Below are 20,660 nucleotides of genomic sequence, written 5' to 3'. Positions count from 1 at the left end.
GACGGTAGCCCCCCACCCCTTCGTTTCAGGTGGAACCCGGAGAACTGCCGGGGCGGATGGTGGCCGCTCGGGTGTCAGTTGGAATCCCACCAGATAAAATCAGGGTGGAGATCAAATAAAATAACCACAACTCTACAAATATAATCTTTAGTAGATTGTCGAGGGTACTGTAGTGTAGTGTTTGTATTAAAACTGCCGCTATCTATAGACGGCCTAACACCCCCACCCCGCCTATCCGTCGTTCCACCCGAAACGAAGGGGTGTGGGGGTATCCCCAGCCGACGCGGCTCTCCGAGCGAGAAACCGGGGCCCGAAATCGCCGAGAACGAGGCGGTGCGCGGGGTTCGGATACAGACATTACCGAGACAATCGCCAAAGGGCGAGGTAACCGAAACGGCGGCCGATGTCCACAACACGTCTTGTTCCCGTCGAGATGCCTCGCGATCTGTCCGGCCCTCGTCCGAGTCAGATCCGTTTCCCGATAGGTCCGACCGACGCGTCGTCCGACCCGAATCGACCCTTCCATCGCCCCGACGCCTCGATCGAGGGGGGCGTTTCAACTCCAGAGAGGAACACTTTTGTACCGTCTCTTCATCTGGTTCGACTGTATCAACTGGACGTGGTCGGTCTCGATTCCGACCGCGAACGCGTGTTTCCGACCGGAGACGGCGTCTGACGGGTGTTCCGTCGCCGTCTCCACCTGAAACGGAGGGGTTCACATGGACGAAGGCGATCACACACCACGGGCCGACGGCGGCATCGACCCGGACGACGGCGACGAATCAGATCATAGCAGCAGCTCCGAGGACTCGCCGTCGAACCGCTCTTCGGCGACCGATCCTGACGACGTCAAGCGTACTGGCTCCGCAACCGCCGAGTCCGGGGACGAAAGGTCCGACTCTCCCGACGTCGACGATTTCGACCCCGACGCTCCGACCGGGTCCGACACCGGCGTCGACGCGGGATCGGACTTCGGCGTCTCGGACGCCGACTCGGACCCCGACGCGGCCTCCCTCTCGACCGACGCTCGACCCGAAACGGCGGGGCTCGACAACGGCGGCCGCGACCGGTCGTCGCCAGACGTCGACTTCGACGGCGTCGTGCTCGACGACGACGACGACAACCAGGGGCTGTTCGACGACCTCCTCTCCGGCGAACCGATATTCGAGAACAAGGAGGTCCTCCGCCCCTCGTACACGCCGCACGAGCTCCCCCACCGCAACGATCAGATCAACCGGATGGCGACCATCCTCGTCTCCGCGCTCCGCGGCGAGACGCCCTCGAACATCCTCATCTACGGGAAGACGGGGACCGGAAAGACCGCCTCGGCGAAGTTCGTCTCCCAGGAGCTCGAGTCCACCTCCCAGAAGTACGACGTGCCCTGCGAGGTCGAGTACATCAACTGCGAGGTGACCGACACCCAGTACCGCGTCCTCGCCCAGCTCGCGAACACGTTCATCAAGGAGAACCAGGCGGTGATCGCCGACCGGTTAGAGCGGCTGGAAGGGCTCCGCGCCGACGCGACGGACGCCGCGGAGACCGCCGGGCGCGACCCGGCCGCCGCTCTCGCCGACACCGAGTTCGACTCGGTCGACGAGCTCGACGACCGCATCGAGACGCTGGAAGAGGACGCCGACGAGATGGAGGAGGTGCCGATGACGGGCTGGCCCACCGACCGCGTCTACTCGACGTTCTTCGAGGCGGTCGACTACCACGAGCGCGTGGTCGTGATCATGCTCGACGAGATCGACAAGCTCGTCGAGAAGAGCGGCGACGACACCCTCTATAACCTCTCCCGGATGAACTCCGAGCTCGACCGCTCGCGGATCTCGATCATGGGCATCTCGAACGACCTGAAGTTCACCGACTTCCTCGACCCCCGCGTCAAGTCGAGCCTCGGCGAGGAGGAGATCGTCTTCCCGCCGTACGACGCCAACCAGCTCCGCGACATCCTCCAGCACCGCGCCGACACCGCGTTCAAGCCCGACGCGCTCACCGACGACGTGATCCCGCTTTGCGCCGCCTTCGCGGCCCAAGAACACGGCGACGCCCGACGCGCGCTCGACCTCCTCCGCACCGCCGGCGAGCTCGCAGAGCGCTCGCAGGCCGAGATCGTCGCGGAGAAACACGTCCGACAGGCCCAGGACAAGATCGAGCTCGACCGCGTCGTCGAGGTCGTCCGCACGCTCCCGACGCAGAGCAAGATCGTCCTGTTCGCGGTGATTCTCCTCGAAAAGAACGGGGTTCACAACATCAACACGGGCGAGGTGTTCAACATCTACAAGCGCCTCTGCGAGGAGATCGACGCCGACGTCTTAACCCAGCGACGGGTCACCGACCTCATCAGCGAACTCGACATGCTCGGGATCGTCAACGCCGTCGTCGTCTCGAAGGGCCGCTACGGCCGGACGAAGGAAATGGGCCTCTCCGTGCCCGTCGAGGAGACGGAGGCGGTGCTCCTGTCGGACTCGCGGCTCGGCGACATCGAGAACGCGCAGCCGTTCGTCCAGGCGCGGTTCGACAACTAATCTCGGTCCGTCGAGGTCGCCCTAACAACGGCTCCCTCGGAAGCTACGCCGTCGGCGCAGTCGAAGCGATCCCCGGTCCGGTCGCCGGGAGACCGCTTCCCACCGCCCCCGCTATCGCCTCGTTCAGCTCTACCTGTCCCGTCGCGATCAGCCGGATGTAGCCGAGATACGGGACCCGGAGACGTGCCACTCCGTTCACCCACTCGGCCCTGACCGGCGGCGAGAGGCCGCTGGCCTGGTCGTAGGCGCCGTTGTTGTCGCCGAGGGTGATGTACCCGTCGTGCGGCGCCGGGCAGTTGGCGAGCGACCCGCAGTCGACGGCGTTGTGGTACTCCGCGTCGGCGCGGTCGTACCAGTTCTCGCCCTCGGTGACGTGGAACATCGCCCGGTGGATGATCGGCGCCCCGGTCCGGCCGGGCGGCGTGTATATCATCACCGACCCGTAGGACCCGAACGTCCGATAGTCGACCTTTTGGCCCACCTCGTGGGTGACGACGCCGACCCCGTTTTCGGCCGCGTCCGGCGCGAGCCGGCCGGGCTCGGTGACGAAGACCAGGTCGCCGACCCGCATGTTCGGCTCCATGCTTCCGGACTCGACGGCGACCATCGGCGGCCACACGCCGCTGACGCCGAACAGCAGCAGTCCGACCAGGAGAACGACGGCGACGCTCGACAGCATCTCCCGGATCCACATCAGCGCGCCCTCCCGATCGTGCCGGAACCGGTGTACGAGCGACTCGTCCGCCGTCGGCTCTCCCGACTCGATTCCCGATTCCCCTCCCGCTCTCGACGCGCTCCGCTGCCCGGTCGCGGCCTCGCCCTGCCCGAGCGACCCGGGCTCGTCCCGAGAGTGAGCCTCAACCTCGGAATCGGAGGGCACGTCGTCCTCGCCGACGGAGGTCGGACCGGCGGATTCGTCGGGAAGGCGGTCGTCCGACTCCCCGGGAAGCCGGTCTGCCGACTCGTCAGAAAACCGGTCGGCCGATTCGCCGGACGCTCCGTCGTCCGAGCCCTCGGACGCCGCCGCGGACTCCTCGTCCGTCCGCTCGTCTCGACCGGCCGACTCGTCGGAGTCCGTCGGCCGATCCCCTTCGTCCATTACGTCGGCTTTGGAGGGTTCCGTTCATAAGCTTCCGGGTCCCCGCGTTCCGGGAGCTCGGGCTCCCGCGCACCGACTTCCTTCGACGCCTCCGGAACGGTTTTGCCCGCGACCCCCCTTTCGGGTAGCGTGCCGCTGGAGTCGAACGCCCGGATCGCGAAAGCCCTCGCCGAGCGCGGCTACAACGCCGAGCGCGAGGCGGTCACCCTGCTCGCCGGCGCGACCGACCCGACGGCCGCCGTCGCGGCCGCCGTCGACCGCGCCCCCGACGACGCCCTGCGGATCACCGCCGACCACGTCCGCGACGCGATCGGGGAGACCGACGAATCTCCGGGTTCGCCCGGCGAAACGGGACAATCTCCAGTCGAAACGAAGGGGTCTGCGGATCCGGAACCGGCGGACGTCGGGGCGGCCTCGCGAGGGACCGCCGACGCACCGACCGCGACCGCGGACGCCGTCGAGACGGACGATCCCGTCGAGACCGCCGACGCTGCCGGGACGGACAACACCGCCGGAGCCGCCGAGACTGCCGAGGTCGCCGAGGCCACCGCCGCCTCCTCCGACAACTCGGAACGCCGCGGCGACCCCGACCTGCGCGACTTGGCGGTCGGCAACGACATGACCGGGCGCAGCACGGGGACCGGCGAGTACACGGACTTCGTCACGACGTTCCGCGACCGCTACGAGCGGCTCTCGAAGATCCTCCGCGGCCGCGTCAACCACCGGCCCGCGGAGGCGATCGCCGACATGCCGGGCGGCAGCGACGCCGCGATGATCGGCCTCGTCAACGACGTGCGCTCCACGAAGTCCGGCCACTGGCTGATCGAGTTGGAGGACACCACCGGGACCTTCCCCGCCCTCGTGATGAAGGACAAGGGCCTCGCCGACGTGGTCGACGAGATCCTCTTAGACGAGTGCGTCGCCGTCGAGGGGTCGCTCGCGGACGACGCCGGCATCCTCTTCGCCGACTCGCTCCACTTCCCGGACGTCCCTCGGACCCACCGCCCGGGCGGGGCGGACCGCCACGTCCAGGCCGCGCTGATCTCCGACGTCCACGTCGGCAGCGACGAGTTCATGGCCGACGCGTGGCACTCGTTCACCGACTGGCTCCACACCCCCGAGGCCGACCCCGTGGAGTACCTCCTCCTCGCTGGCGACATGGTCGAGGGGGTCGGCGTCTACCCCGATCAGGACGAGGAGCTGGACATCGTCGACATCTACGAGCAGTACGAGGCCTTCTCGGAGCACCTCAAGGAGGTGCCCGCCGACACCGAGGTCGTGATGATCCCCGGCAACCACGACGCGGTCCGGCTCGCCGAGCCGCAGCCGGGCTTCGACGACGAGATCCGGGACATCCTCGACGTCCACGACGCCCGGATCGTCTCGAACCCCGCCACGGTCTCGGTCGAGGGCGTCGAGGTGCTGATGTACCACGGCGTCTCGCTCGACGAGGTGATCGCGGAGCTGCCGGAGGAGAAGGCGAGCTACGACGAGCCGCACAAGGCGATGTACCACCTGTTGAAGAAGCGCCACGTCGCCCCGCAGTTCGGCGGCCACACCCGCGTCGCGCCCGAGGAGCGCGACTACCTCGTCATCGAGGACGTGCCCGACGTGTTCCACACCGGCCACGTCCACAAGCTCGGCTGGGGGAAGTACCACAACGTGCTCGCGGTCAACTCCGGCTGCTGGCAGGCCCAGACCGACTTCCAGAAGTCCGTCAACATCGACCCCGACGCCGGTTACGCCCCCATCCTCGACCTCGACACCCTCGACATGACGGTCCGGAAGTTCTCGTAGGTGGAGCCCTCGGACCGCGTTCCGGGTCTCTGGCGACCGCTAGCGTCCGATCTCGACCCGTCCGCTCGTCGCGTCGTTGAGCCGCTCGCGGAGCGCCTCGACCTCCTCGACCGGAACCCGGAGGTCGAACCGGACGCGCTCGCCGTAGTCGGCGTCGAACTCGACGCCCGCCGACTCGATCACGCCCCGGACCGTCCCCGAGTCGTCGTACTCGGTCTCGACGACGAGGGCGCGGTGCGGCCGCTCCTCGACCACGCCGGCGGCGTCGATCCCGTCCTTCACCGCGCGCGAGTAGGCGCGCGCGAGCCCGCCGACCCCGAGGTTCGTCCCGCCGTAGTACCGCGTCACCACCGCGGCGACGTTCCGGACCTCGCGCTGCTGGAGCACGTTCAACGCGGGCTTGCCCGCCGATCCGGTCGGCTCGCCATCGTCCGACGAGTACTCCCTGAGCATCGGCTCCGACCCCGGCGTCCGCTCGGACGGCTCGCCCGCGGGCACGCGGTACGCGGGCACGTTGTGGGTCGCGTCCGCGTACTCTTCGCGGACCGCCGCGACGAACGACTCGGCCGCCTCGACCGTGTCGACGGGCGCGACGTGGCCGAGGAACTCCGACCCTTGAACCTCGAACCGCGCGGTCGCGCGCTCGGCGACCGTCAGGTACGCGTCGCTCACGGCGGCCCCTCCCCCCCGTCCCCCGACGCCTCGTCCGGTGCCTCGTCCCGTCGCCGTTCGAGGGCGACGCTCGTCGGCGGCGCGAGGCGGTACAGCGCGAGGAAGGCGACGACCCCGACGACCTCCGCTATCGCCGCGACGACCGCCAGCGGCTCGGCCGCGAGCGCCGCGGAGGCGCCGGTCCCGTGCCACGCGAGGAACCCGCCGAGGAACGTCCCGAGCGTCCCCGCCCCGAGGGCGTACAGACGACGGTACTCGCCCGCCCGGAGCGTCGCGACGGCGACCGCCGCGGCGAGCGCGCTTCCGGCGAGGAAGAGGTACGGGCGGGCGTCCGGGGGCGAGCCGAGCCGGGGCCACGCCCACAGCAGGTGGACCGCCGCCGCGACGGCCGCGGCCTGGACGGCGACGCCGCGGAGCAGGCGCTTCTTCGGGGCGTTCCGACCGTCCGCGTCGGACCCGACGCCGAGTTCCGGCCCGCCGGTCGGGCCGCGGCCGTCGCTCATCGGACCACCGTCGGCTCGGCGGTCACTCCCACGGGTGGCTCCCGGGCGCGTCGGGCCACAGCGGGTACCAGTACGACTCGTCGTCCTCTAAGCCGAGCTCGCCGTCCAGGACGGACTGGAGCTTGAACTCGACCCGCTGGTTCCGGTCGTTCGTCCCCCGCGGCGCGAACGGGTAGTACGCGCCCCGGCGGAACGAGTAGATCCAGTAGACCGGACCGTCGTCGTTCTCGAAGCCGAAGACGGCCGCGAGCAGCCGCGACCCGAACCCCTCCTCGATGAACTGGTCGGCCGCGAAGTGGACGCTCGTCACCAGGTCCTCGGGGTCGTCGTCCTCCAGCACGAACCACTGGTAGCCGTGGTCGTCCTCGTACCGGTGGAAGCCGGTGCCGGTGTCGATCTCGCCGGCCTCCAGGATGGCCTCGACGGTCTCGACCGCCTCGTCGAAGCGCGTGCTGTCCATCCCGGAGAAGCACAGGGCGGCCTCGCCGCAGTGGTCGTAGCGGAGGTCCGCCTCCATCGTCATGTACGCGGTCGACATCCCGAAGAGGTCCTCGGGGTCCGCCTCGCGGGTCGCGTCGGTCTCGGCGCTCGTCCCGAGCACGGCCCGGATCGTGTCGAAGATGCCCATCTGCCGCGGCCTACGGGCGGCGGGGTTTAGGGCGTTTCTCTCGCCGGGTCCGCGCCTCCGTCGCCGCTTCCCGCCGAGTCGCTTTCCTGCCCTTCGCCCCCCTCCGACGAGTCACGCCTCGTCGCCGACGCGGTCGAGGTACGTTAACACGCCTCTCGCGTTCAGGCTCGCGTTCGCCCGCGCGCGCTCGCGGTTCCAGTAGTCGACGTCGCGGCTCGCCGACTCGAAGTGCTCGACGACCGCCTCGTCGTCGCCGAGTTCGGCGCGCTTCTCCCTGACGCGCTCGACCCACTCGACGTACGCTCGCTTCGCCTCGCCGATCAGGGCCTCGTCGCAGGTCCGCGGCCCGAAGTGACCGAAACAGACCGTCTCGGGGTCGATCTCCTCGATCAGCCGGATGTCGTCGAGGCACTGCTCGAAGTCGAACTGGGGCGGCGGCGTCGTCGGGGTCACCGCGTCGACCGCGGGGACGTAGATGCCGGCGGCGTCGGCGGCGAACACCACGTCCGCGTCGGGGTCGTGGTAGACCGCGTGGTGGGGGGCGTGCCCCGGCGCGTCGCGGACGACGAGCTCGCGGTCGCCGAGGTCGATCCGGTCGCCGTCGGCGACGCCCGCGATCCGCTCGTCCGGGACCGGCCGCGGCTCGGCGTAGTACTCCCACTGCTCCTCGACCGCCGACTTGGTGCCGGCGACGAGCGCGTCGGGGTCGACGAGGTGGCGGACGCCCTTCTCGGGCACCCGGACCTCGGCGTTCGGATAGCGCTCCGCGAGGTACCCGGCGCCGCCCGCGTGGTCGAGGTGGGCGTGGGTCGGGAGTATCCACGCGAGCTCCTCGCGGTCGATCCCGATCGCCTCTATGCTCTCGAACAGGGACTCCCGGTTCGCCCCCGTCCCCGTGTCTATCACGATCGGTCGCTCGGCGTCGTACACGTAAACGGCGCCGTACTCGTCGGTGTCGAACATCCCGGTGTCGTGGACGTACAGGTCCTCGACGCCGCGGACCGGTTCGAACTCGCCTGCGCGCATACCGGAGGAGGAACCCGAGGGCACTTCTAGCGATCGGTCCGGGGGCCGAGGCTTATGGTCGTTCCGCCCCAGGAGACGGTATGCGAGTGCTCGTCACCGGCGCGACCGGATTCGTCGGGAGCCGGCTCGTCCCGACGCTCCTCTCGCGCGGCCACGACGTGGTCGCGCTCGTCCGCGACGCCGACGGCTACGACGCGCCCGAGGGCGTCTCGGTCGTCGAGGGCGACCTCCTGGAACCGGAGACGCTCCCCCCGGCGTTCGAACTCGACGGCGAGGCGGTCGACGCCGCGTACTACCTCGTCCACTCGATGGACGGCGGCCCGGGGTACGAGGAGCGCGACCGGAACTGCGCGAGGAACTTCGTTGCGGCCGCGTCGGCCGCCGGGATCGACCGGATCGTCTACCTCGGCGGGCTCGGAGAAGACCGCGAGGAGCTCTCCGAGCACCTCCGGTCGCGCCGCGAGGTGGAGCGGATCCTCGCCGAGGGCGACCCGGCGCTCACGACGCTGCGCGCCGCGATCATCATCGGCGCCGGGAGCGCGAGCTTCGAGGTGGTGTCTGGGCTCGCTCGGCGACTCCCCGTGATGGTCACGCCGAAGTGGGTCGACACGCTGTGCCAGCCGATCGCGATCGGCGACGTGATCGCGTATCTGGCGGGGGTCCTCTCCGCCCCCGAGACCGCCGGCGAGACGTTCGAGATCGGAGGACCGGAAGTGCTGACATACGCCGAGATCCTCCGCCGGACCAGGCGCCAGCTCGGCCACTCCCTCCGGATCGTGCGGGTCCCGGTGTTGAGCCCCGGACTGTCAGCTCGGTGGCTCCGGCTCGTCACCGACGTGAACCCCTACCTCGCCCGGTCGCTGGTTGAGGGGCTCCGAAACACCGTGATCGTCGAGGACGACCGGATCCGGGAGCTGGTGCCCGTCGAGCGCACGCCCTTCGAGCTCGCGGTCGCCCGGGCGCTGACCGAGTCGCAGAACGCGGAGGCGTCGCCGCTGAGCGCGCTGCCCGGGGTCTCGCCGTGAGCCGCGAGTACGGGGAGACGTGGGTGTACGAGAGTCTCGTCGGCGGGATCCCGGGGCTCGACGTCTCGCGCACGCTGGCGGTCGCGCTCCAGTTCGCCATCTTCGAGGTCGGCGTGGTGGCGCTCGGCTGGTACTACGGGACCTGGGACGCCGTCGTCGCCGGGACGGTCGCGGTCGTCGTCGCGGCCGTCGGCAGCGTCGAGATGCACCGCCTCGGGGCGAAGAACCGGCTGCTCGGTACGCCGCCCGAGCACAAGCGCCTGCTGTTCGGGTCGAGCATCGAGATCGTGTTGGGCGTGCTGGCGTTCATCGCGCTGCTCACCTACCTGTTCGCGTGGGACGCGACCGGCGGGCCGACCCTCATCGACCGGCTGTTCGGGGACGACCCCCCGCTCCCCGTCGTCTACCTCACGCTGCTCGTCCTCTGGGACCTGACCTACCGGATCGGCACCTCGTGGTGGAGCGCGGTCGTGGCGCTGTGGCGCGCGGTCCACGTCGACCTCCCGGACGAGGAGCGGGCGACCGTCCGCCGGCTCGACGCCGAGAACATCGGCTTCTCGCTCGTCCAGCTGGCGCTCGTCCCGTTCCTGCTCACCGAGCCCGTGCTGCTCGGCGCGGTGGTCGGGCACGTCATCGCCGTCGCCGTCGTCTGCTCGCTCGCGATCTGGCTCACCTGAGCCGTCGCTCGCGGCGTCGCCACTCGGCGGTCGTCGTCGCCTACGGCTTCGTACTCGGCGGGTGAGAACGGAATCAGAAAACGCGGCGTCGCCGCGGCCGCGTCACTCGCCCTGAAGCTCTTCGAACTTGTCGAGGAGTGCCTCCGTCGAGTCGCCCGAGTCGTAGGTCAGGGAGCCGGAGTACTCGGGCCGCTCCGCGTCGAAGTCGGCGTCGACTTCGCTGGTCTTCTTCTCGCGACGCTCGTGTTCGGTCTCGTCATAGGCACCCATTGACATGGTACAACTACACTTGGCCGTTTCCTGTAATATACCTGTCGGTAAACGTTAAAGACCGTGAACGTTCGGGGCCGGCCACCGGAATCGATTAACCACGCGGCGTGATACCGAACGGGCGTGGCACAACCGCTCCGCTTCAGGCGCTCGCCCGGTCGGTGGACGGCGGACCGCGTCCGGTCGCAGCTCGCTCGCCCCCTCGACGAGAACCTCGGAGCGACCGCCGGCGACCCGTGGTTCGCCCCGCCGCCGGACTACGAGGCGCGCCGGTTCGACATGGACGACGGGTCGTTCGCGCTCTTCTGCTGGACCGACAGTGACTCGGACCCGCCGGCCGGCGCCGACGGCGGCCCGGTCGGGTACTGGCTGGGCAACACGGAGACCCCGAGCGAGCTCTGGCGGACGGACAAGTACGGGTTCGACGAGGCGCCCTACCCGGTCTCCCGGTGGGCGCAGCGCGAGCTCCTCGCCGGGCTCCACGACGACGAGCCGTGGCTGGCCGACTACCCGCACGTCTCGTGGTACTTCCTGCCGGTGTTCTGCTCGAAGGACGGCGCGGAGACGAGCCGGGCGTTCTTCCGCGACCACGCCGCCGGGTTCCCGGACGCGACCCGCGAGGCGGGCACCGGCTTCGTCGAGGAGACCCTCCGGCCGGGGACGCTGGACGACTACCGCGAAGTCATGGCCGGGAAGCTCGGCACCTCCGCGTCGCGGGACCTCGTCCGCATGAGCGCGGCGATAGCCGAGTTCGCCGCGGCCCGGATCCTCTCCGACGCGGGGTACGAGATCACGCCGGAGATCGAGGTGACGACCGGGCACTCGCTCGACTTCCGCGCGACCGATCCCGCGACCGGCGCCGGCCACCTCGTCGAGGTGACGCGCCCGCAGCCGACCGCCGGCCGCTCCGCGAACGACCCCGTCGCGGCCGTCCGCGACACCGCCGAGACGAAGACCAGCGGCCAGCTCGCGGCCCACGCGGGCGGCGTCACGCTGTTCGTCGACTGCTCGTCGTTCCCCGCCGACGAGTGGGCCGCCGTGCGCGCGGCCGAGCCCGCGGTCTGTCACAAGCCCGCGGTCGTGTACCGCGCCGAGCCCGACGGGTCGATCGAGGGGTACCGGAAGGGGTCGGTCCCGCTCGACCTCTCCGGCGTCGTCGACGGCGTGTCGTAGCCGCGTCGCAGTCGCGTCGCTCGTCGTCGACGGCGTGTCGTAGCCGCGTCGCGGGTCGCGGCGTCCGGAATCTGCGGATCGGCGACGCTCCGCGGTCGGGCTTCGGAAAGAAGGGTATGGACTTCGCGCGGTTCGCCGCGTCAGAACGAGACTGGCGCGGGCCCGTCCTCCGCGTCGGTGGTCGGGTCGCGGTCCGAGTAGAACCGGCGACCGACGCCGCGGTGACAGACGCCGGCCCGGAGCGTGGTGAACACGTCTTCCGCGTCCTCGAACGTCTGGTCGCCGAACCGCTCCAAGACGTCGCCGAGCCGCTCGGACCCGTTCGCGAGCTCTACGGTCGCGTTGCCGTGAGCCGCGATGATCTCCTCAGAGGTGGTCGGGTACTGGTGCCGTTCGAGTCGGTCGTCGACGCCGTTCAAGCGCATCAATAGCTGAAAACCGCCGATGGTTCTTAATGATTGTCCATGTACGACCTTAGTCAGAGGGGATACCTTATACCTCCTTATATGCGAGTTCCGCGGCCGCGAACCGGACCGCCGTCGCTTAGTGCCGGGGCGGGCTATTCGCTCCCATGCCCCCAGAATCCGCCGATTCCGTCGATTCCGCCGGATCGACCGACTCCGCCGAACCGGCGGACTCCGCTGCCCAGGCCGACTCCGTCGACTCCGTCGTCGCCGACCTCCACGCGCACACGACCGTCTCGGACGGGACCCTGACGCTCGACGAGGTGCCCGCGGCCGCCCGCGAGGCCGGCGTCGACTGGGTCGCCGTCACCGACCACGACCGGATCCACCCCGAACTCGACGCGCCCGTCGTCGAGCGCGACGGCGTTCGGATCGTCAGGGGGATCGAACTCCGGGTCGACGCCGGCTTCGAGCGCCTCGACCTCCTCGGGTACGGCGTCGAACACACCGACGCGCTCGACGCGGAGGTCGAGCGCCTCCAGCGCGACCGCCGCGAGCGCGGCGCCGCCATCCTCGACGCGGTCGAGGACCGGCTCGGCGTCGACCTCGACGTGGCGCCCCGCGAGGGACTGGGGCGCCCGCACATCGCGCGGGCGATCGAGGAGTCCGACGCGCCCTACGACTACGCCAGCGCCTTCGACGAGCTGATCGGGAACGACGGGCCGTGTTACGTCGCGCGCGAGGTGACTCCGCTCGACGAGGGGTTGGACCTGCTCGCCGACGCCTGCGCGCTCGTCGGGCTCGCGCACCCGTTCCGGTACGAGCGCGTCGACGAGGCGCTCGGGGTCGCCCGCGACCGCGACGCGATCGGCGCGATCGAGCGCTTCTACCCGTACGGCCGCGCCGTCGACGACGAGCGGATCGACCGCGTCGCCGCCGAGGCCGGCCTGCTCAGAACCGGCGGCACGGACGCGCACGAGCGCACCCTCGGGGTCGCCGGGCTGACGGAATCGGCGTTCGAGGCCGTCCGCGAACGGCTCCCCGAACCGGTCCCCGTCCGGTCGTCCCCCGTCACGGCGCCCGACGAACAGGATTAAGCCCGCGCCGGACGGAGTGACGCGTATGCGGTGCCACTACTGCGACCGGGAGGCCACGTACGAGGCGGAGCAGCGCGGCGTGGTCGTCGGCCTCTGCGAGTCCCACTTCAAACAGCGCGTCGAGGAGCTCGCCGAGTCGGACGAGCTGGCCGAGCTCCGCGACCGGATCGACATCGAGTCCTCGGAGTAGCCGGACCGAGACGAACGGTAAAAGGCGGCACGGGACCAACCGGTCGGCATGGACCTCACGGACCGGCCGCGGCGCCTCCGGACCGACGGCGTTCGCCCGCTCGTCGCCGAGACCGACCTCTCGGCGTCGGACCTCGTCGCGCCCGTCTTCGTCGACGCGACGACCGACGAGCGCGTGCCCATCGAGACGATGCCCGGCCACGAGCGCGTGCCCGTCGACGAGGCCGTCGACCGCGTCGCCGAGATCGGCGAGACCGGCGTCGAGGCCGTCATCCTCTTCGGCGTCCCCGAGTCGAAGGACGCGTCCGGGAGCCGGGCGTACGCCGACGACGGCGTCGTCCAGCGCGCGATCCGCCGGATCGCGGCCGAGACCGACGCCACCGTGATCGGCGACGTCTGCCTCTGTGAGTACACCGACCACGGCCACTGCGGGGTCATCGAGGAGACCGCCGAGTCGGACCCGACGCTCACCGTGAAGAACGACGAGACGCTCGACCTGCTCGCGCGCACCGCGGTCTCGCAGGCCGACGCGGGCGCGGACGTGGTCGCCCCCTCCGCGATGGCGGACGGGCAGGTGGGGGCGATCCGCGCGGCGCTCGACGAGGCGGGACACGAGGACGTGACCATCCTGAGCTACGCCGCGAAGTACGAGTCCGCCTTCTACGGCCCCTTCCGCGACGCGGCCGACGGCGCGCCCGCGTTCGGCGACCGCCGGCACTACCAGATGGACCCCGCGAACCGCCGCGAGGCGCTCCGGGAAGCCCGTCTCGACGCCGAGCAGGGCGCGGACGTGCTGATGGTGAAGCCCGGCCTGCCGTACCTCGACGTCGTCGGGGACCTCCGGCGAGAGTTCGACCGCCCCATCGCCGCGTACAACGTCTCCGGCGAGTACGCGATGCTCCACGCCGCCGCGGAGAAGGGGTGGCTCGACCTGGAGGCGACCGCGCTGGAGTCGCTCACCGCGCTCAAGCGCGCGGGCGCGGACCTGATCATCACGTACTTCGCCGAGGACGTGGCCGATCACTTCTAAATAAAGCCGGAGGGGAGCAGACGCGCTTTCTCAAACATACTCCCCCGGCGCGCGCCTGCGAGCGGCCGCCCCCGGCGGCCGCGAGGAGCGCATGCGAGGGACGCGGTGAGTGAGGGGCGACCGGAGGGAGCCCCGAGCGAACCGCGAGGCTGGGGAGGGTGAGGCTGTGGTAGCTGTGCTGTGCGGGGCGGGACCCAAAGGGGCAGCCGCGAGGGCGAAGCACGGCGACGGAAGCACCGCAGACCGCGAACGGAGTGAGCGGTCGAGGAGCACACCGAGCCGCGCGAGCCGTCGCGGCTGGGGCTTTGGAGGTGGTCTCCCTCGACACACAGCAACCTCTCGGATCTCGAACCGGCTACACCACCTGTTCGCCGTCGTCGTCGTACACTTCGATGGCGTCGACCGGGCACGAGCGCGCCGCGAACTTCGCGTCGAGCTCCTCCCCGTCGGGCACCTCGACGACGAACAGGTCTTCGTCCTCTTCCTCGCTCCCTTCTAAATCGGCCTTCCCGTCGTTCAGGTTCTTCTCGAAGGCGTCCCACTCGGCGACGCACTGGTACATCCCGACGCAGGTGTCGCGGTCGAACTCGACGTACATGATCACCGGTTCGGCGAGCCGATACAAAGCCGTGGCGACGAGACGAGTGAGAGTCCGGTCGATTTGGACCCGCCGACAGGTCACCGGAGAACCCCCCAAAGCACCGGCCGGGAGGCGGGCACACGCTCGCTGCGCTCCTCAGTCGCTCGTTCCACTCGCTCCCTGCGGTGCTTGCGTCGTCTGTGCCCGCCTCTCGACCGCCCCTTTGGATCCCACCCCGCACCGCGACCGCACCTCACCCCTCCCCAGCCTCGTCGCTGGCACCCTCCGCTACGCTCCGGGAGCCAGCGACTCCCTCGCGCGTGCGACTCACGCCCGCAGGGCGTTCGTCGGCACGCGCCGACCGGATTCGTTCGGTCGATCAAAAAGAGGGTACTACCGATCTCGCCGCGCGCCGACCGTCCTTCTTAAGCCTCGCAGGGACGGATCCCCGCGCATGCCCACCGTCTGGCTCGTCGACCGGCAGTTCGACTCGAAGGGGCTCGTCCGACTCACGTACGCCACCGAGGACGGCGAGCGCGTCCACACGAAGGAGCTGGCCGAACAGCGGCTCGTCACGGGCGACGGGATCACCGCCGGCCGCGAGGTCGACGAGAGCGCCCTGGGCGAGACGCCCGAAGAGGAGGTCGAGCGGTTCGCGACCGAGGCGTCGAAGATGGCGGCCGACCACGACCTCGACGACCGGGTCTGACCCCGCTCTCCGCACCTCACCGCGCTCGACCGCGCAACGCCGCCCCACACAACCGAGTCCGTTAAGAGGGAACCGGCGGAACGTGTGACCGAAATGCCCAGTGGTGAGTACGACCCCGACGCCGTCGAACCGCGCTGGCAGCGGCGCTGGGTCGACGAGGAGACGTACGCCTACTCCGACGACGACCCGGTCGATCCGAACACCGTCTTCTCCATCGACACGCCCCCGCCGACGGTATCGGGGAGCCTCCACATGGGCCACCTGTACGGGTTCACCCTCCAGGACTTCGTCGCGCGCTTCGAGCGCATGAACGGCGGCGAGACGTTCTTCCCGTTCGGCTACGACGACAACGGGATCGCCTCCGAGCGGCTCACCGAGGACGAGCTCGACATCCGCCACCAGGAGTTCGAGCGGCGCGAGTTCCAGGCGAAGTGCCGGGAGGTCTGTGCCGACTACGAGCAGCAGTTCACCGAGAACGTCCAGTCGCTCGGGGTGTCGGTGGACTGGAACCACACGTACCAGACCATCGAGCCGCGCGTCCAGCGCGTCTCCCAGCTCTCGTTCGTCGACCTCTACGAGCAGGGCCGCGAGTACCGCGAGAAGGCGCCCGCGATCTGGTGTCCCGAGTGCGAGACCGCCATCTCGCAGGTCGAGACCGAGGACGACGAGCAGGGCAGCCACTTCAACGACATCGCCTTCCCCGTCGCGGGCGGCGACGGCGAGACCTTCACCATCTCGACGACGCGGCCCGAGCTCCTTCCCGCCTGCGTCGCCGTCTTCGTCCACCCGGACGACGACGAGAACCAGCACCTCGTCGGCGAGTCCGCCGAGGTCCCGCTGTTCGGCCACGAGGTGCCGATCATCGCCGACGAGCGCGTCGACATGGAGACGGGCTCCGGCATCGTGATGTGCTGTACGTTCGGCGACCAGAACGACATCGAGTGGTACCAGGTCCACGACCTGGACCTGCGCGTCGCCATCGACGAGTCCGGGCACATGACCGACGTCGCGGAGGAGTACGAGGGGCTCCACGCCGACGAGGCCGGCGAGGCCATCGTCGAGGACCTCGACGAGGCGGGCGCGCTGCTCGACCGCCGCGACATCACCCACACGGTCAACGTCCACGAGCGCTGCGGGACGAGCGTCGAGTTCCTCGTCACCGAGCAGTGGTACATCGAGATGCTCGACAAGACCGACGAGTACCTCGAGGTCGGCCGGGAGATGGACTGGTCGCCCGAGAAGATGTTCACCCGGTACGAACACTGGGTCGAGGGGCTCCAGTGGGACTGGCTCATCTCCCGCCAGCGCTCGTCGGGCATCCCGTTCCCGGTGTGGTACTGCGCCGACTGCGGCGAGGCGGTCATCGGCGACAAGGCCGACCTGCCGGTCGACCCGCTCTCCGACGACCCGCCCGCCGACGCCTGTCCCGAGTGCGGGCACGACGAGTTCGAGCCGGAGGACGACGTGCTCGACACGTGGGCCACCTCCAGCCTGACGCCGCTCATCAACGCCGGCTGGGACTGGGACGAGGCGGCTGGGGAGTTCACGATGGAGCGCCCGGAGCTGTATCAGTTCGACCTCCGGCCGCAGGGCCACGACATCATCAGCTTCTGGCTGTTCCACACGATCGTCAAGTGCTACGAGCACACCGGCGAGGTCCCGTTCGAAGAGACGATGATCAACGGTCACGTGCTCGACGAGAACCGCGAGAAGATGTCGAAGTCGGTCGGCAACGTCGTCGAGCCCGAGGCCGTGCTGGAGGAGTTCCCGGTCGACGCCACGCGCTACTGGGCGGCCGGCACCGCCGTCGGCGACGACTTCCCCTTCAAGGAGAAGGACCTCCGCGCGGGCGAGAAGCTGATCCGGAAGCTGTGGAACGCCTCGAAGCTCGTCGAGTCGCTCGCGCCGGAGCCGTTCCCGGCCGAGCCGGACGACGGGCTCCGCGAGCTCGACCGCTGGCTGCTCGCCGAGCTCGACGCCGAGGTCGAGCGGCTCACCGACCTCCTCGACGACCGCGCGTTCTCGAAGGCGCGCGACGAGCTCCGGAGCTTCTTCTGGAACACGTTCTGCGACGACTACCTCGAGATCGCGAAACAGCGCGAGGACGCCGCGGCCGCGTACACGCTCCGCGCCGCGCACCGCCGGTTCCTGAAGCTGTTCGCGCCCCTCCTCGCGCACGTCACCGAGGAGCTGTGGCACGATATGTACGCCGGCGACGCGGCGGCGGCCGGGCTCGCGGACGGCGCGACCGACTCGGTTCACCTCACCGACTGGCCCGAGCCGCTGGGGATCGAGGCCGACCGCGACGCCGGGACCGCCGCGACCGCGGTCGTCGGCGCGCTCCGCAAGTACAAGAGCGAGAACCAGCTCCCCCTCACCGCCGCGCTCGACGCGGTGGAGGTGTACGCCGACGTGCGCGGGTTCGAGGACGACATCACCGGCGTGATGCACGTCGACGACCTCGCGGTCCACCCGGACGGCGACGCGCCCGTCGAGACGGTGATCACGGGGATCGACCTCGACTACGCCACCGTCGGCCCGAAGTACGGCGACCAGGTCGGCGACATCGAGGCCGCCCTGGCTCAGGAGGAGTACGAACTCGACGGCGACGAGCTTCACGTCGCCGGCGTCACGCTCGTCGGCGACGAGTTCACGGTCGAGGAAGAACGTCAGTATCAGGACGAGGGCGAGCTGCTCCAGGCGGACGGCGTCGTCGTCATCGTTCGCAACGACGCGTAACCGCGCCTCTCCCTCTCGTATTCGACTCAATTACAGATCGGCGCCGACGGCGTCTCCGACCGAGTCGAACCCGTCCCGTTCGAGCAGTTCGAGCAGCCCTTCGTTGATATCGCGTGCGAGCCCCGGTCCCTCGTAGACGAGCCCGGTGTACAGCTGGACGAGCGAGGCGCCCGCCCGTATCTTCTCGTAGGCGCCCGCGGCGTCCGAGACCCCGCCCACGCCGATCACGGGTACGTCGGTGCGCTCCGCGACGAACCCCACCCGCTCCGTCGCGAGCGACTCGATCGGCTTCCCCGAGAGGCCGCCCCGTTCGGCCCGGTTGAGGCTCCGCAGCGAGTCCGGCCGCGACGTCGTCGTGTTGGTCGCGATGACGCCGTCGAGGTCGAGGTCGTCGACGACGCCGAGCGCGTCCTCGACCGCCGGCTCCGGGAGGTCCGGGGAGAGCTTCACGAGGAGCGGGTCCGCGCCGGCGCCGTCGAGGGTCCCGAGGATGCGCTCTAAGGCCTCGCGGTTCTGGAGTTCGCGGAGCCCCGGCGTGTTCGGGCTGGAGACGTTGACGACGAAGTAGTCGCCCGCGTCCGCGACGCGCTCGTACGTGTAGCGGTAGTCGTCGGGGGCCTCGGCCAGCGGCGTTGACTTCGACTTCCCGATATTGATCCCGACCGGCACGTCCGGGAGCGGGTCGCGGTCGAGGCGCTCCCCGACGCGGTCGGCGCCCTCGTTGTTGAACCCCATCCGGTTGACGAGCGCCTCGTCCGCCTTCAGTCGGAACAGCCGCGGTCGCGGGTTCCCGGGCTGCCGCTCGGCGGTCACGCCGCCGACCTCCACGTGGCCGAATCCGAGCGACGCCAGCGCTCGCGGGACGTGCGCGTTCTTGTCGAACCCGGCCGCGACGCCCACCGGGTTCGGGAACGACGACCCGAACGCGTCGACCGCGAGCCGCTCGTCGTCGACCGCGTACCGCTCGGCGAGCGCGGCGGCGACCGGCGTCCCCTGGACGCCGCCGAGCAGTCGATGCACCAGTCCGTGTGCGGTCTCGGGTGGAAGCCGGAACAGCGCCGGCTTCAACAGGTCGTACGCGCCCATCGTCTGGGCCTCGTCACGAGCGACAATCAATCCGCCGACCGCGGTCCGCGTCGCGGCCGCTCGCGGGCATCGATCCGGTGAAACCCCGCGGTCCGTCTCAGAAGTCGTGTTCCAGCTTCTCCGGGTTGGCGTCCGCTTTCTGGATGATTATCTTCCCGTCTCGGACCCGGACGAACACCTCGTCGCCGATCTCCATGCCGGCGACGGCGAGTTCGTCCTCGTGGAGGTTCACGTGGACGTTGTGGTACTCCCCCTCGTCGTCCTTGGCGCCACTGGGGCTGAGCTTCTTTTTACGGACCATCGCGGGTGTGTTGTCGCATGTCGCCATAGCAGACACATAAGTGTTGTTTACCCGCAGTCGGCGGGAGTCCCAGACTGCGCGCGTGCGTCGACGTGACCCGGAACGGACATTGAGGCGCCGTCCGCGCTCTGCGGGGTGACCCGAGCCGTCACGCGGGCCGCGAATCGACGGCCGGCCGGAGCGAACGCCTCATCGCGAACTGGTGTCCGCCTCCCGTCTCGCGTCGCAGAGAGCGAAAATCGCAACCAGCGACCGGGATAGTATATAAAAATTGTGGCGTGCAGCTTTCATTTCCCCGATATATTTATTACAGACTGTGTGCTGGTGTCACACGGAGGCAAAACCATGGTACGTGAAGACGGTAAGCGAAACTTTGCCCTTCGGGAGGAAGACGGATCGGAACCGAGCGAGTTCTCGGGCAACATGCCGCGTCAGGCGGCGCTGAAGGCAGCTCGGACGCTCGACCCGGCGCCCTCGGAGGAGGAGGCCGAGCGAACGACGCTCCGCCTCCGCGAGAAGGGGACGCAGAAGGTCCACGAGTACGAGGGTTGGGCGTGGAAGGACGGCGCCCCGGAGGTGGACGACGCCGACGACGACTTCTGGCTCAACGACCTCGACAACATCACCAAAGCCAACGTCTCGAAGCAGGGCATCGAGTACCTCGACGAGGAGTAGTTCCCCGGGCACTCCGATCCCGATCTCTCGTTTTAGCCGCCGGTCGACCGGAACGTTTCGGGCATGATCACCGTTGCGCCGCAGAGTGACCGCCCCGAACAGTCGCGTCGCCGGTTCGATCGGATCCGGGCAGTTCCCGTCTCTCGGCATGAAACCGCATGACGTGGCGCCGATGGTTCGACGGGGTTAAGTACAACCCGGGCATTCGAAGAAATGCGAAGAACGCATCGCGGACTCGGGCCGTTCAATCCGGCCCGGTTTCGCAGGACCCGTACCGTTCCGATGGGTTTATCACCCGTCGTCCGGTACGTTTAGGTCCGCGAAGGATGAGGATCACGCCCCCTGCGCTCCGGCGTAAGCGGTGATCTGATGTGAGCCGTGGTCGTTCGGTGCCATCCAAGCCGTTGGCTGGCCCGGACACCACACAGACCAATGCAATGGTGTGTCAACAC

At 69.4% G+C, this 20,660-nt stretch carries 21 protein-coding genes; 11 read left to right on the top strand and 10 right to left on the bottom strand.

Features of this window, described 5'->3' with window-relative positions:
• Window positions 1-719: 719 nt before the first annotated feature.
• Window positions 720-2,528, top strand: coding sequence for a Cdc6/Cdc18 family protein (locus EXE50_RS10615; RefSeq protein WP_137705059.1), 1,809 nt, complete (start codon window positions 720-722; stop codon window positions 2,526-2,528).
• Between the two features lie 43 nt (window positions 2,529-2,571).
• Here EXE50_RS10615 and EXE50_RS10610 read toward each other — a convergent pair whose 3' ends face one another.
• Window positions 2,572-3,627, bottom strand: a complete 1,056-nt coding sequence (locus EXE50_RS10610; RefSeq protein WP_137705058.1) for a S26 family signal peptidase — start codon at window positions 3,625-3,627, stop codon at window positions 2,572-2,574.
• Window positions 3,628-3,756: 129 nt separating this feature from the next.
• Between EXE50_RS10610 and EXE50_RS10605 the strand changes: the two genes are divergently transcribed.
• The gene (locus EXE50_RS10605; protein ID WP_137705057.1) at window positions 3,757-5,424 is read left to right on the top strand and encodes a DNA-directed DNA polymerase II small subunit; all 1,668 of its coding nucleotides are present in this window, start codon (window positions 3,757-3,759) and stop codon (window positions 5,422-5,424) included.
• A 39-nt stretch (window positions 5,425-5,463) separates the two neighbouring features.
• Here EXE50_RS10605 and EXE50_RS10600 read toward each other — a convergent pair whose 3' ends face one another.
• The 4 genes from EXE50_RS10600 to EXE50_RS10585 all read right to left on the bottom strand — a co-directional run bounded on the left by EXE50_RS10600 (window position 5,464) and on the right by EXE50_RS10585 (window position 8,253).
• Window positions 5,464-6,096 (bottom strand): YigZ family protein, encoded by a 633-nt coding sequence (locus EXE50_RS10600; RefSeq protein WP_121599854.1) that lies wholly within the window; start codon window positions 6,094-6,096, stop codon window positions 5,464-5,466.
• Window positions 6,093-6,599 (bottom strand): hypothetical protein, encoded by a 507-nt coding sequence (locus tag EXE50_RS10595; protein WP_053770256.1) that lies wholly within the window; start codon window positions 6,597-6,599, stop codon window positions 6,093-6,095. The genes EXE50_RS10600 and EXE50_RS10595 overlap by 4 nt, the downstream gene beginning before the upstream one ends.
• A gap of 22 nt (window positions 6,600-6,621) precedes the next feature.
• Window positions 6,622-7,227, bottom strand: coding sequence for a hypothetical protein (locus EXE50_RS10590; protein ID WP_053770255.1), 606 nt, complete (start codon window positions 7,225-7,227; stop codon window positions 6,622-6,624).
• Between the two features lie 111 nt (window positions 7,228-7,338).
• A complete protein-coding gene (locus EXE50_RS10585) occupies window positions 7,339-8,253 on the bottom strand; it encodes an MBL fold metallo-hydrolase (RefSeq protein WP_137705056.1) in 915 nt (304 codons plus the stop codon).
• A gap of 80 nt (window positions 8,254-8,333) precedes the next feature.
• Between EXE50_RS10585 and EXE50_RS10580 the strand changes: the two genes are divergently transcribed.
• Together EXE50_RS10580 and EXE50_RS10575 are read left to right on the top strand one after the other, a co-directional pair.
• Window positions 8,334-9,278, top strand: a complete 945-nt coding sequence (locus EXE50_RS10580; protein WP_053770253.1) for an NAD(P)H-binding protein — start codon at window positions 8,334-8,336, stop codon at window positions 9,276-9,278.
• Window positions 9,275-9,955 carry a hypothetical protein gene (locus EXE50_RS10575; RefSeq protein ID WP_053770252.1) on the top strand — a complete coding sequence of 227 codons (681 nt, stop codon included), beginning with the start codon at window positions 9,275-9,277 and terminating at the stop codon, window positions 9,953-9,955. The genes EXE50_RS10580 and EXE50_RS10575 overlap by 4 nt, the downstream gene beginning before the upstream one ends.
• A gap of 102 nt (window positions 9,956-10,057) precedes the next feature.
• Here the strand turns inward: EXE50_RS10575 and EXE50_RS17190 are convergent, their stop codons facing one another.
• Entirely contained in the window at window positions 10,058-10,225 is a 168-nt protein-coding gene (locus tag EXE50_RS17190; RefSeq protein WP_233561650.1) for a DUF5786 family protein, read from the bottom strand.
• A 123-nt stretch (window positions 10,226-10,348) separates the two neighbouring features.
• On the opposite strand from EXE50_RS17190, the gene EXE50_RS10570 reads away from it, so the two are divergent.
• Complete coding sequence (locus EXE50_RS10570; protein ID WP_137705055.1) at window positions 10,349-11,398, top strand: DUF5784 family protein; 1,050 nt, start codon at window positions 10,349-10,351, stop codon at window positions 11,396-11,398.
• A gap of 140 nt (window positions 11,399-11,538) precedes the next feature.
• Here EXE50_RS10570 and EXE50_RS10565 read toward each other — a convergent pair whose 3' ends face one another.
• Window positions 11,539-11,823, bottom strand: a complete 285-nt coding sequence (locus EXE50_RS10565) for a hypothetical protein (RefSeq protein ID WP_053770250.1) — start codon at window positions 11,821-11,823, stop codon at window positions 11,539-11,541.
• Window positions 11,824-11,969: 146 nt separating this feature from the next.
• Here EXE50_RS10565 and EXE50_RS10560 point away from each other — a divergent pair, with 146 nt between their 5' ends.
• From EXE50_RS10560 to hemB, 3 genes are read left to right on the top strand one after another with little or no spacing between them, the layout of a single operon-like run.
• Window positions 11,970-12,899: a PHP domain-containing protein gene (locus tag EXE50_RS10560; RefSeq protein WP_137705054.1), complete on the top strand. Its 930-nt coding sequence runs from the start codon at window positions 11,970-11,972 to the stop codon at window positions 12,897-12,899.
• A 25-nt stretch (window positions 12,900-12,924) separates the two neighbouring features.
• Window positions 12,925-13,089: a DUF6757 family protein gene (locus tag EXE50_RS17465; protein WP_006114727.1), complete on the top strand. Its 165-nt coding sequence runs from the start codon at window positions 12,925-12,927 to the stop codon at window positions 13,087-13,089.
• Between the two features lie 48 nt (window positions 13,090-13,137).
• Window positions 13,138-14,118 carry a porphobilinogen synthase gene (gene hemB / locus EXE50_RS10555; protein WP_137705053.1) on the top strand — a complete coding sequence of 327 codons (981 nt, stop codon included), beginning with the start codon at window positions 13,138-13,140 and terminating at the stop codon, window positions 14,116-14,118.
• Window positions 14,119-14,473: 355 nt separating this feature from the next.
• Here the strand turns inward: hemB and EXE50_RS10550 are convergent, their stop codons facing one another.
• The gene (locus EXE50_RS10550) at window positions 14,474-14,716 is read right to left on the bottom strand and encodes a ferredoxin (protein ID WP_121599847.1); all 243 of its coding nucleotides are present in this window, start codon (window positions 14,714-14,716) and stop codon (window positions 14,474-14,476) included.
• 436 nt (window positions 14,717-15,152) lie between these two features.
• On the opposite strand from EXE50_RS10550, the gene EXE50_RS10545 reads away from it, so the two are divergent.
• Window positions 15,153-15,407: a hypothetical protein gene (locus EXE50_RS10545; RefSeq protein WP_053770246.1), complete on the top strand. Its 255-nt coding sequence runs from the start codon at window positions 15,153-15,155 to the stop codon at window positions 15,405-15,407.
• Between the two features lie 93 nt (window positions 15,408-15,500).
• The gene (locus tag EXE50_RS10540) at window positions 15,501-18,146 is read left to right on the top strand and encodes a valine--tRNA ligase (RefSeq protein WP_137705052.1); all 2,646 of its coding nucleotides are present in this window, start codon (window positions 15,501-15,503) and stop codon (window positions 18,144-18,146) included.
• Window positions 18,147-18,176: 30 nt separating this feature from the next.
• Here the strand turns inward: EXE50_RS10540 and EXE50_RS10535 are convergent, their stop codons facing one another.
• Both EXE50_RS10535 and EXE50_RS10530 read right to left on the bottom strand, forming a co-directional pair.
• Window positions 18,177-19,232 (bottom strand): quinone-dependent dihydroorotate dehydrogenase, encoded by a 1,056-nt coding sequence (locus tag EXE50_RS10535; RefSeq protein WP_137705051.1) that lies wholly within the window; start codon window positions 19,230-19,232, stop codon window positions 18,177-18,179.
• Between the two features lie 97 nt (window positions 19,233-19,329).
• Entirely contained in the window at window positions 19,330-19,533 is a 204-nt protein-coding gene (locus EXE50_RS10530) for a hypothetical protein (protein WP_137705117.1), read from the bottom strand.
• Window positions 19,534-19,878: 345 nt separating this feature from the next.
• Between EXE50_RS10530 and EXE50_RS10525 the strand changes: the two genes are divergently transcribed.
• Window positions 19,879-20,208 (top strand): non-histone chromosomal MC1 family protein, encoded by a 330-nt coding sequence (locus EXE50_RS10525; protein ID WP_053770243.1) that lies wholly within the window; start codon window positions 19,879-19,881, stop codon window positions 20,206-20,208.
• Window positions 20,209-20,660 lie beyond the last annotated feature (452 nt).

Source organism: Halorubrum sp. ARQ200 (assembly GCF_005435115.1).
GTDB classification, from domain to species: Archaea; Halobacteriota; Halobacteria; order Halobacteriales; family Haloferacaceae; genus Halorubrum; species Halorubrum tropicale.
Note: the sequence above shows the minus strand (reverse complement) of the source record. Positions and strands in the feature narration are given on the sequence as shown.

What these genes read in the sequence shown, in the direction of transcription:
- EXE50_RS10615 (WP_137705059.1), top strand. Translation starts at nt 720, where the DNA reads ATGGACGAAGGCGATCACACACCACGGGCCGACGGCGGCATCGACCCG.
- EXE50_RS10610 (WP_137705058.1), bottom strand. Translation starts at nt 3,627, where the DNA reads ATGGACGAAGGGGATCGGCCGACGGACTCCGACGAGTCGGCCGGTCGA.
- EXE50_RS10595 (WP_053770256.1), bottom strand. Translation starts at nt 6,599, where the DNA reads ATGAGCGACGGCCGCGGCCCGACCGGCGGGCCGGAACTCGGCGTCGGG.
- EXE50_RS10590 (WP_053770255.1), bottom strand. Translation starts at nt 7,227, where the DNA reads ATGGGCATCTTCGACACGATCCGGGCCGTGCTCGGGACGAGCGCCGAG.
- EXE50_RS10585 (WP_137705056.1), bottom strand. Translation starts at nt 8,253, where the DNA reads ATGCGCGCAGGCGAGTTCGAACCGGTCCGCGGCGTCGAGGACCTGTAC.
- EXE50_RS10580 (WP_053770253.1), top strand. Translation starts at nt 8,334, where the DNA reads ATGCGAGTGCTCGTCACCGGCGCGACCGGATTCGTCGGGAGCCGGCTC.
- EXE50_RS17190 (WP_233561650.1), bottom strand. Translation starts at nt 10,225, where the DNA reads ATGGGTGCCTATGACGAGACCGAACACGAGCGTCGCGAGAAGAAGACC.
- EXE50_RS10565 (WP_053770250.1), bottom strand. Translation starts at nt 11,823, where the DNA reads ATGCGCTTGAACGGCGTCGACGACCGACTCGAACGGCACCAGTACCCG.
- EXE50_RS10560 (WP_137705054.1), top strand. Translation starts at nt 11,970, where the DNA reads ATGCCCCCAGAATCCGCCGATTCCGTCGATTCCGCCGGATCGACCGAC.
- EXE50_RS17465 (WP_006114727.1), top strand. Translation starts at nt 12,925, where the DNA reads ATGCGGTGCCACTACTGCGACCGGGAGGCCACGTACGAGGCGGAGCAG.
- hemB (WP_137705053.1), top strand. Translation starts at nt 13,138, where the DNA reads ATGGACCTCACGGACCGGCCGCGGCGCCTCCGGACCGACGGCGTTCGC.
- EXE50_RS10550 (WP_121599847.1), bottom strand. Translation starts at nt 14,716, where the DNA reads ATGTACGTCGAGTTCGACCGCGACACCTGCGTCGGGATGTACCAGTGC.
- EXE50_RS10545 (WP_053770246.1), top strand. Translation starts at nt 15,153, where the DNA reads ATGCCCACCGTCTGGCTCGTCGACCGGCAGTTCGACTCGAAGGGGCTC.
- EXE50_RS10540 (WP_137705052.1), top strand. Translation starts at nt 15,501, where the DNA reads ATGCCCAGTGGTGAGTACGACCCCGACGCCGTCGAACCGCGCTGGCAG.
- EXE50_RS10535 (WP_137705051.1), bottom strand. Translation starts at nt 19,232, where the DNA reads ATGGGCGCGTACGACCTGTTGAAGCCGGCGCTGTTCCGGCTTCCACCC.
- EXE50_RS10530 (WP_137705117.1), bottom strand. Translation starts at nt 19,533, where the DNA reads ATGGTCCGTAAAAAGAAGCTCAGCCCCAGTGGCGCCAAGGACGACGAG.
- EXE50_RS10525 (WP_053770243.1), top strand. Translation starts at nt 19,879, where the DNA reads ATGGTACGTGAAGACGGTAAGCGAAACTTTGCCCTTCGGGAGGAAGAC.